7 protein-coding genes and 1 pseudogene are annotated in these 8,932 nt (G+C 61.7%); 5 read left to right on the top strand and 3 right to left on the bottom strand.

The genetic code is table 11. The annotated features are described in order from the left end of the window. Positions 1 to 69: 69 nt before the first annotated feature. The 3 genes and pseudogenes from HMPREF3138_RS15175 to HMPREF3138_RS15185 all read left to right on the top strand — a co-directional run bounded on the left by HMPREF3138_RS15175 (position 70) and on the right by HMPREF3138_RS15185 (position 1,849). Entirely contained in the window at positions 70 to 729 is a 660-nt protein-coding gene (locus tag HMPREF3138_RS15175) for a 7-cyano-7-deazaguanine/7-aminomethyl-7-deazaguanine transporter (protein WP_033652423.1), read from the top strand. Between the two features lie 41 nt (positions 730 to 770). Beyond that, positions 771 to 1,205: pseudogene (locus tag HMPREF3138_RS15180) on the top strand (N-acetyltransferase family protein). Between the two features lie 80 nt (positions 1,206 to 1,285). Next, positions 1,286 to 1,849, top strand: coding sequence for a DcrB family lipoprotein (locus HMPREF3138_RS15185; protein WP_038874131.1), 564 nt, complete (start codon positions 1,286 to 1,288; stop codon positions 1,847 to 1,849). A gap of 34 nt (positions 1,850 to 1,883) precedes the next feature. Here HMPREF3138_RS15185 and glpC read toward each other — a convergent pair whose 3' ends face one another. Genes glpC through glpA form a run of 3 tightly spaced genes read right to left on the bottom strand, consistent with a single transcriptional unit; the run spans position 1,884 to position 5,987 of the window. Further along, a complete protein-coding gene (gene glpC / locus HMPREF3138_RS15190) occupies positions 1,884 to 3,083 on the bottom strand; it encodes an anaerobic glycerol-3-phosphate dehydrogenase subunit GlpC (protein WP_038874129.1) in 1,200 nt (399 codons plus the stop codon). Beyond that, positions 3,080 to 4,348 carry a glycerol-3-phosphate dehydrogenase subunit GlpB gene (glpB, locus tag HMPREF3138_RS15195; RefSeq protein ID WP_070559146.1) on the bottom strand — a complete coding sequence of 423 codons (1,269 nt, stop codon included), beginning with the start codon at positions 4,346 to 4,348 and terminating at the stop codon, positions 3,080 to 3,082. The genes glpC and glpB overlap by 4 nt, the downstream gene beginning before the upstream one ends. After that, positions 4,338 to 5,987, bottom strand: coding sequence for an anaerobic glycerol-3-phosphate dehydrogenase subunit A (gene glpA / locus HMPREF3138_RS15200; protein ID WP_038874123.1), 1,650 nt, complete (start codon positions 5,985 to 5,987; stop codon positions 4,338 to 4,340). Before glpA ends, glpB begins: the two co-directional genes overlap by 11 nt. A 364-nt stretch (positions 5,988 to 6,351) precedes the next feature. On the opposite strand from glpA, the gene glpT reads away from it, so the two are divergent. After that, positions 6,352 to 7,707 (top strand): glycerol-3-phosphate transporter, encoded by a 1,356-nt coding sequence (gene glpT / locus HMPREF3138_RS15205; RefSeq protein WP_033645009.1) that lies wholly within the window; start codon positions 6,352 to 6,354, stop codon positions 7,705 to 7,707. Between the two features lie 82 nt (positions 7,708 to 7,789). Further along, positions 7,790 to 8,869 carry a glycerophosphodiester phosphodiesterase gene (glpQ, locus tag HMPREF3138_RS15210; RefSeq protein ID WP_038874121.1) on the top strand — a complete coding sequence of 360 codons (1,080 nt, stop codon included), beginning with the start codon at positions 7,790 to 7,792 and terminating at the stop codon, positions 8,867 to 8,869. The last annotated feature ends 63 nt before the right edge of the window (positions 8,870 to 8,932 follow it).

Here is an 8,932-nt window from a genome sequence, read left to right on the forward strand (position 1 = left end):
GCAGCGTTTTTTGCTGTTTTGACAAGACACACTGGGTTCCCTCACCCCACTGCTAAAAAGGCTACAAGTATGTATTCGTTTACCGCACAGCAGCGCTTCACGGCGTTGGTCTGGCTTTCGCTGTTTCATATCGCCATCATTACCTCCAGCAACTACCTGGTGCAGCTGCCGATCAGCGTTTTCGGCTTCCATACCACCTGGGGCGCCTTTACCTTCCCGTTTATCTTCCTGGCGACCGATCTGACCGTGCGCATCTTCGGCGCGCCGCTGGCGCGGCGCATCATCCTGGCGGTGATGGTGCCGGCGCTGTTCATCTCCTACGTGATCTCCACCGTCACCTATCAGGGAGAATGGCAGGGCTTCGCCGCGCTGAGCAGTTTTAACCTGTTCGTGGCGCGCATCGCGGTGGCCAGCTTTATGGCCTATGTGCTCGGCCAGATCCTCGACGTACACGTCTTCAACCGCCTGCGTCAACGCAGCGCCTGGTGGGTGGCGCCGGCGGCGGCGATGTTCCTCGGCAACATCAGCGATACGCTGGCGTTCTTCTTCATCGCCTTCTATAAGAGCAGCGATCCCTTCATGGCCAACAACTGGGTGGAGATCGCGCTGGTGGATTACAGCTTCAAGGTGATGATCTGCCTGCTGTTCTTCCTGCCGATGTACGGCGTGTTGCTGAACATGCTGCTCAAACGCATCGCGGCGCGCAGCGGCAGCCTGCAGCCGGGCTGAGTCGTGTTATTCTGGGCGGCCTTATCCTTTGGAGGCCGCTCATGACCCCAATCGTCCGCACCGCCACGCTCGAAGAAATCCACCGCCTTTACCAACGCATCCCCGAATTCGGCGGCCTGCACAGCCTGGCCGTTCTGCAGCAACGTATCGGCGCCGCCCCCGCCAGCCTGTTGATCGCCGAGATAGACGGACAGCCGGCCGGTTTCAAACTCGGTTATCAACGGCAGGAAACGGTGTTTTACAGCTGGCTGGGCGGCGTGCTGCCGGCATTCCGTCGCCACGGCGTGGCGCAGGCCTTGTTGGCCGAATAAGAGCGCTGGGCGCGGGCGCAAGGCTATCGCCAACTGACGGTCAAAACCCGTAACCGGTTCCGCGCCATGCTGACGATGCTGCTCGCCCATCACTATCAGATTGTTCATCTGGAAAAGAAAGGCGAAGTGGCTGATTATCGGCTATTACTGGAAAAAAACTTGTGACAACATCTGCCTTGCATTTCAACCTGGAATAGGTTGCGATACGACAGTGAATCCCTACCGGAAAGGAAGAAGGAAGCCCGATGCGTAAAGTAGCGAAATTGATGGGTATCAGCCTGCTGGCGCTTGGCCTCGCGGCCTGCGACGGCAACACCAAAGACACCAAGGCAGCGCCAGACGGCGCGGCGGCCAGCGCGCCGGCCGGGCAGCAGGTGAGCCTGCTGGACGGTAAACTGGCGTTCACCCTGCCGATCGGCATGGCGGATCAGAGCGGCAAGCTGGGCAACCAGGCCAACAACATGCATGTTTACGCAGACAGCACCGGTCAGCGCGCAGTGATCGTCATCTTGGGCGACAAGACCGCCGACAGCCTGGAGACCCTGGCCAAGCGCCTGGAGAACACCCAGCGCGCGCGTGACGCCAACCTGCAGGTGATCACCAACAAGGCGCTCGACGTCAACGGCGTGCCGCTGCGTCAGCTGGACAGCATCATCACCAGCGGCGGCGAGAAAGCCTATTCTTCTGTCCTGATCGGTTCGCTGAACAACAACATGCTGACCATTCAGGTGACGCTGCCGGCGGACAATCAGCAGCAGGCGCAGACTGAAGCCGAAGGCATCATCTCCACCCTGAAGCTGAAACCGTAATCCCGCAGGGGCCGGTTTGCCGGCCCCTGAGTCTTTATGCCAACGCCTGCGCCAGCAGGGTGATCGGGTGTTCGCAGCGTTTGCTGGTGGACATTTCGATCTGCCACTTGCAGGTCTCGCAGTCGGTCACCACCAGATCCACTCCGCTCTCTTCTATCTGTCGGAACAGCGGCGCACCAATGCCTTGCGACGTGGCGTAGTTCTCCGATTTGAACCCGTAAGTGCCGGCGATGCCGCAGCACTGCGAATCCAGCACCACCAGCTCCAGCCCCGGTATCTGCCGCAGCAGCTCCAGGGTGTAGGCGGTCCAGCCCATCTTCTCCATATGGCAAGGCGTGTGATAAGCCACCCGCAGCGGCGTGCGCTTGAGCGGCAGGCTGCGCCCCTGATTGATCAGGCGATAGAGATAGCGCGTCGCCAGCTCCACCCGATCGCGCACCGCAGTGGTGTCTACGTCCAGCAGATGAGGGTATTCGTCACGCAGGGTGAAGGTGCAGCTCGATGAGGTCGCCACCACCGGAATGCCGCGCTCCAGCACCGTTTCCTGCAGCGATTCGGCATTGACCCTGGCCTGCTTTTTAGCCTGGTCGATAAACCCGTTGGCGATCAGCGGCACGCCGCAGCATTTCTCGCGTTTCAGCAGTTGCACGCCGATATCCAGCGCGTTGAACACCCGGACCAAATCCTTGCCCAGCTGCGGGTGGTTATAGTTGACGAAGCAACCGTGGAAGAATGCCACCTGCTCGGCGTAACGCTGCTGAGCCTGCGCCTGTTGCCGGTACCAGCGGCGGAAGGTGCCGAAGGAATATTTCGGCAGTTCGCGCCGGTGATCGATCTTCAGCGCCTTGTCCAGCAGCTTGCGCACCGGTTTCAACCCGGTGGCGGCGTTGACGATCGGCGCAAACGGCGTCGACAGCGATCCCATGATATCGGTATGGCTGAGGATGGCATCGCGCAGCGTCGGCTTGCTCTGGGCGAAGTCGGCGCGGGCGCGCTGAATGATGTCGCCGATTTTGACGTCGGACGGGCAGGCCACTTCACAACGCTTGCAGTTGGTGCAGTATTTCAGCGCTTCGTCGTACAGCGCCGGGTCTTTCAGCCGCAGCCGCTCGCCGTCCGGCCCCGCCTGTTTCGGCCCCGGGTAGAGCGGGTTCACTTTGGCCACCGGGCAGTAAGTGGTGCAGACGGTGCATTTGATGCAGCTTTCAAAGCTGTGGTCCCGATGCAGGCTCATACGTTCTCCTCCGCGGCGATCTGCTGCGCGACGTGCAGCGCGCCGATCAATGACACGCCGGCGCCGCAGCCCTGCTGCAGCGGATCGTAGCCGCCGGCGACCGCGCCGATGGCGTACAGGTTGTCGAACGGCACTCCCTGCTTCATCGCCCGCAGCCTGCCGTCGGTACGCACGCCGAACTGCAGGTAAGGCTGCGGCGCGAACAGCTCGCGTCGGCTCCAGTCGGCGCGATCCGCCCGGCTGTGTACGTCCAGCCCGAAGATCGGTTCGCGCACCCCGTCGAAATCGGCCACCAGTCCATTGCTGAAGAAGCTGCCGCTGGCCAGCACCACCTGCTGCGCCCGCAGCGGAATATCACCGTGGTTGCGGGTGTACAAACCGGTGACGCGGCCGGCTTCGCTCTCGGCGCGCAGCACGCTGTCGCCCGGCATGAAAACGCCGCCCAACTGCTGGAAACGTCGCCGCAGCGCCTGATGCAAGCGCATGCCGGGCACCGAAGGCGGCAACGTCGGCAGCAGTCGGATCGGCTTGCCGACCGCATCCTGCAGCACCGCCAGCGACGCGTCGTCCTCCAGGCCCAGACAGGCCGGCAGGAAGAGCGCCTCGGACTCGCCCGCCAGTCGCCGCAGTTCTTCGGCCATCGGCGGCAGGCTTTCCATCAAATCCAGTACCCGGGCGATGTTCACCGCGCGGAACTCGCTGGGGTTATTGCGCAATCTGTCCAGCGCCGGCATGTGCAGATAGGCCACGTCCGTCTGCACGCCGAGCTCGCGGCTCAGGGCGTCGGCGGCCATCTGCGGTTGGAAGTCGAGGAACCCTTCGATGCCGATCACCGCAATGCGCCGCCACGGCAGTTGGCCGGTCAGCGGCAGCGTCGGGATCGCTTGCGGGCTGAGCCAGGTGGCGCGGCGCGTGCCGAGCGGCGTGATGCGCAGATGGTTGTTCACCCCCTCGCCCTGCAGATTCAGCCCGCAGCGTTCCAGCAGCCGCTGCGCGGCGGCGGACAGCGCCGCCACCCGGCCGGGCCCGATCAGGGCGTACGGATGCTGCGGCGCCTGTTGCGCCAGCTGCGGCAACGCCGCCAGCGGCATCTCGACCGGCGTGCCGTCCGGCAATCTCGCCAGCAGATCGAGCGAGCCGGAGGAGAAGTAGAGCGCGCTCTGGCCAGAACTGACCACCGCACAGCGCTTGCCCTGTTCGGCCACGGCAATGGCGCAGCTCAGGCCCGCCAAACCACCGCCAATCACCACGACGTCAAATCGCATCATCCGCCTCCTGCTCCTGGTCGGCCTGGGCTTCAAGCCCGCATAATCCCTGGTAAACCCAACTGGTGAATTCGCTCTCGCGCAGCGCATCGCCCCAGGCGATCGGCCGTACGCCTTTCCAGCGTTCGTTGAGGAACTGCGACAGCTGCGCGATGGATTGCTGCGGCGTGCTGACGTTAAAGCGCGTCAACAGCCCGGCGGCGCGGCAGGCGCAGAGTTCGCCCTGGCAGGTGCCCATGCCGACACGGGTGCGGCGGCGCAGATCCACCAGGTTATTGACGGTCAGCGAGTTGACCGCATAGCGCACTTCCCCGGCGGTCACCGCCTCGCATTCGCACACCAGGCTGGTGTCGAGCCGATCGGCCGCCGGCACCTGGCTGGCGCGATCGCCGTGCCGATAGATCGCCGAGCCGCGAATGCTGGCGGGCAGAGAAACCACGCTGCGCACCGTTTCCTCCGCCGACTGACGGGATCCGGGCAGCGCGTCCTGCGCGGTGGTGCACGGACTATTTACGCCGAGCTTTTCGCATACCTTGTCGGTGGCCCACTCCGCCATCAGGCGGTAGGTCATCAGCTTGCCGCCGGTAATGGTGATAAACCCTTCCAGCCCGTCGCGGGCGGCGTGATCGAGCAGCACGATGCCGCGGCTGACGTTGCGCCCGCTGGGATCGTCGTCGCTGGCCACCAGCGGCCGCACCCCGGCATAGGCGCGCAAAATACGGGTCTGCGCCAGGGTGGGCGCCAACAGCGCCCCTTCGCGGATCAGAATGTCCACCTCCTGCGGGGTCACCAGCATGTTGTCAATTTGGTCGTAGTCGATATGGGTCGAGGTAGTGCCGATCAGCGAGATAGTGTCGCCCGGCACCAGGATGTCGGCGTCCGCCGGTTTGCGGCAGCGGTTGATCACCATGTTGTTGATGCGATGGCCGAGGATCAGCAGCGCTCCTTTGGCCGGGAACATGCGGATGCGCAAATCGGCGTATTCGGCGATCTGCTGGCCCCAGATGCCGGCGGCGTTGACCACCACCGGCGCGTGCAGCTCATAGCGCCGCTGATTCTGATGGTCGTAAACGCGCACGCCCGTCACCCGATCGCCGCTGCGCAGCAACCCCACCACCTGATGGTAGGTCAGGATCTGCGCGCCGTGCTCGCGCGCGTCCAGCATATTGGCGGCGGTCAGCCGGAAAGGATCGACGGTGCCGTCCGGCACCCGCACCGCGCCGATCAGCGCCGGGTTAGCCGCCGGCTCAAGCCGCAGCGCCAGCTGCGGGTCGATCGCTTCGGCGTCGATGTCGGCCTGGCGACAGGCGGCGATAAACTGCTGCTGATAGTCCAGCGAGTCTTGCGGCAAGGTGATGAACAGCCCGTTGGTGCGCTCGATACAGTGATGCGCGATGCGTTTCAGGATGCGGTTCTCTTCTATGCATTCGCGCGCCGACTCGCCGTCGGTCACCGCATAGCGCGCGCCGCTGTGCAGCAAACCGTGGTTGCGGCCGGTGGCGCCGGTGGCGATGTCGTGGCGCTCCAGCAAAATGCATCGCAAGCCGCGCCGCGCACAGTCGCGGGCAATGCCTGCGCCGGTGGCGCCGCCGCCGATGATGATCACATCCGTTTCGCCGCCGTCAAAATAGCTGCTCATGTCGCTCCCTCAGGATCGGTAGTTATGAGCCTATTGAGCCACGGTTATTAGGGTCTTTGTTTGATAAGGAACAATAACGAACATAAAACGAAATAAAAATGTCCACAAAAAACCATCAATGTGATCATAATCACGATTTTTGGACGTTTTTCTATTTCATAACGTTAACGAATCGCTCAAAATCCGCCGTGGTTTCATGAAAGTGTAACAATTGCGCCATTCGTCACAGCGACACCAGGCGTATTTGATGACAATGGCGCTCGTTATGGAACACAAAAACACCACATTCGATATCCGCTCAATCATCAAATGAACGTAAAAGGTCATATTGATGTGATAACAGATAAAGCCATCGGAGGCGCTCATGTTGAGTATTTTTAAGCCGGCCGCACACATCGCCCGTGTGCCGAGCGATAAGGTAGACCCGCTCTACCGTAAGCTGCGCTGGCAAATTTTCCTGGGGATCTTCTTCGGTTACGCCGCCTACTATCTGGTGCGTAAGAACTTCACCCTGGCCATGCCTTACCTGATCGAACAAGGCTTCAGCCGCGGTGACCTCGGCTTCGCGCTGTCGGGCATCTCCATCGCCTACGGCTTCTCCAAATTCATCATGGGTTCGGTCTCCGACCGTTCCAACCCGCGAGTGTTCCTGCCTGCCGGCCTGATCCTGGCGGCGGCGGTGATGTTGTTCATGGGCTTCGTGCCGTGGGCAACCTCCAGCATCGCCATCATGTTCGTCCTGCTGTTCCTGTGCGGCTGGTTCCAGGGCATGGGCTGGCCGCCGTGCGGCCGCACCATGGTGCACTGGTGGTCGCAGAAAGAACGCGGCGGCATCGTCTCCATCTGGAACTGCGCCCACAACGTGGGCGGCGGCCTGCCGCCGCTGCTGTTCCTGCTGGGCATGGCCTGGTTCAACGACTGGCACGCGGCGCTGTACATGCCGGCCTTCGGCGCCATCCTGGTGGCCCTGATCGCCTTCGGCCTGATGCGCGACACCCCGCAATCCTGCGGCCTGCCGCCGATTGAAGAGTACAAAAACGACTATCCGGACGACTACAGCGAAAAAGACGAAGAAGAGCTGACCGCCAAGCAGATCTTCATGCAGTACATTCTGCCGAACAAGCTGCTGTGGTACATCGCGGTCGCCAACGTGTTCGTCTATCTGCTGCGTTACGGCATTCTGGACTGGTCGCCGACCTACCTGAAAGAAGTGAAGCACTTCGCGCTGGACAAGTCTTCCTGGGCCTACTTCCTGTATGAATACGCCGGTATCCCGGGCACCCTGCTGTGCGGCTGGATGTCGGACAAAGTGTTCAAAGGCAACCGCGGCGCCACCGGCGTGTTCTTCATGACGCTGGTGACCATCGCCACCGTGGTGTTCTGGATGAACCCGGCCGGTAACCCGACCGTGGACATGATCTGTATGCTGGTCATCGGCTTCCTGATCTACGGTCCGGTGATGCTGATCGGCCTGCACGCGCTGGAGCTGGCGCCGAAGAAAGCCGCCGGCACCGCCGCGGGCTTCACCGGCCTGTTCGGCTACCTGGGCGGCTCGGTTGCGGCCAGCGCCATCGTCGGTTACACCGTAGACTTCTTCGGTTGGGACGGCGGCTTCATGGTGATGATCGGCGGCGGCGTGCTGGCGGTTATCCTGCTGCTGCTGACCATGCTGAACGAGAAGAAACACCACGCGGAAATCGCTGCCGGCAAGCGCGGCTAACCGTCACACGACTTTTGCATGATTTAAAGGCCGCCCTGCGGCCTTTTTACTACCCTGCCCCCAACAACACGGAGAAAACGGAATGCGGACTCAAGTCAAAGCCCTGCTGACAGGGATCATTCTCGCCACCTCAATGGTCAGCGCCGCGCAGGCGGCGGACAAAGTGGTGATCGCCCACCGCGGTGCCAGCGGCTACCTGCCGGAACACACCCTGCCGGCGAAGGCGATGGCCTACGCGCAAGGCGCCGATTACCTCGAGCAAGATCTGGTGATGACCAAGGACAACGAGCTGGTGGTGCTGCACGACCATTACCTCGATCGCGTCACCGACGTCGCCGAACGTTTCCCGAACCGCGCACGCAAAGACGGCCGTTATTACGCCATCGACTTTACGCTGGCGGAGATCAAATCGCTGAAGTTCACCGAAGGCTTTGACATCGAAAACGGCAAGAAGGTACAGGGCTACCCTGGCCGCTTCCCGATGGGCAAATCCGACTTCCGCGTCCACACCTTCCAGGAAGAGATCGAATTCGTACAGGGTCTGAACCATTCGACCGGCAAAAACATCGGCATCTATCCTGAAATCAAAGCGCCTTGGTTCCACAAGCAGGAAGGCAAAGACATCTCCAGCAAAGTGCTGGCGGTGCTCAAGCAGTACGGCTACACCGGCAAAAACGACAACGTCTACCTGCAGTGCTTCGACGCCAACGAGCTCAAACGCATCAAGAACGAGCTGGAGCCGAAGCTGGGCATGGATCTGAAGCTGGTGCAGCTGATCGCCTACAACGACTGGCAGGAAACCTACGAGCAGAAAGCCGACGGCAAGTGGGTGGAATACGACTATGACTGGATGTTCAAACCGGGCGCGATGAAGAAAATCGCTCAGTATGCCGACGGCATCGGGCCGGACTACCACATGCTGGTGGTGGCGGATAAATCCAAGCCGGGCCACATCGTGCTGACCGACATGGTGAAAGAAGCGCACGCCAGCAAGCTGGCGGTGCATCCGTTCACCATCCGCGCCGATGCGCTGCCGAAGTACGTGACCGACGTGAACCAACTGTATGACGTGATTTACAACCAGGCTGGCGTCGACGGCGTGTTCACCGACTTCCCGGACAAGGGCGTGCAGTTCCTGCAGAAGCAGGGCCAGCACAAGTAATAACAAGGGCGCCGCAAGGCGCCCTTGGATTGCTGACAAAGGAGGAAAAAGCGTGGTTTTTCC

Source organism: Serratia sp. HMSC15F11 (assembly GCF_001808215.1).
GTDB lineage: Bacteria > Pseudomonadota > Gammaproteobacteria > Enterobacterales > Enterobacteriaceae > Serratia > Serratia nevei.

Bases quoted from the DNA above. Each gene is read 5' to 3' on its own strand.
- HMPREF3138_RS15175 (WP_033652423.1), top strand. From the start codon at position 70: ATGTATTCGTTTACCGCACAGCAGCGCTTCACGGCGTTGGTCTGGCTT.
- HMPREF3138_RS15185 (WP_038874131.1), top strand. From the start codon at position 1,286: ATGCGTAAAGTAGCGAAATTGATGGGTATCAGCCTGCTGGCGCTTGGC.
- glpC (WP_038874129.1), bottom strand. From the start codon at position 3,083: ATGAGCCTGCATCGGGACCACAGCTTTGAAAGCTGCATCAAATGCACC.
- glpB (WP_070559146.1), bottom strand. From the start codon at position 4,348: ATGCGATTTGACGTCGTGGTGATTGGCGGTGGTTTGGCGGGCCTGAGC.
- glpA (WP_038874123.1), bottom strand. From the start codon at position 5,987: ATGAGCAGCTATTTTGACGGCGGCGAAACGGATGTGATCATCATCGGC.
- glpT (WP_033645009.1), top strand. From the start codon at position 6,352: ATGTTGAGTATTTTTAAGCCGGCCGCACACATCGCCCGTGTGCCGAGC.
- glpQ (WP_038874121.1), top strand. From the start codon at position 7,790: ATGCGGACTCAAGTCAAAGCCCTGCTGACAGGGATCATTCTCGCCACC.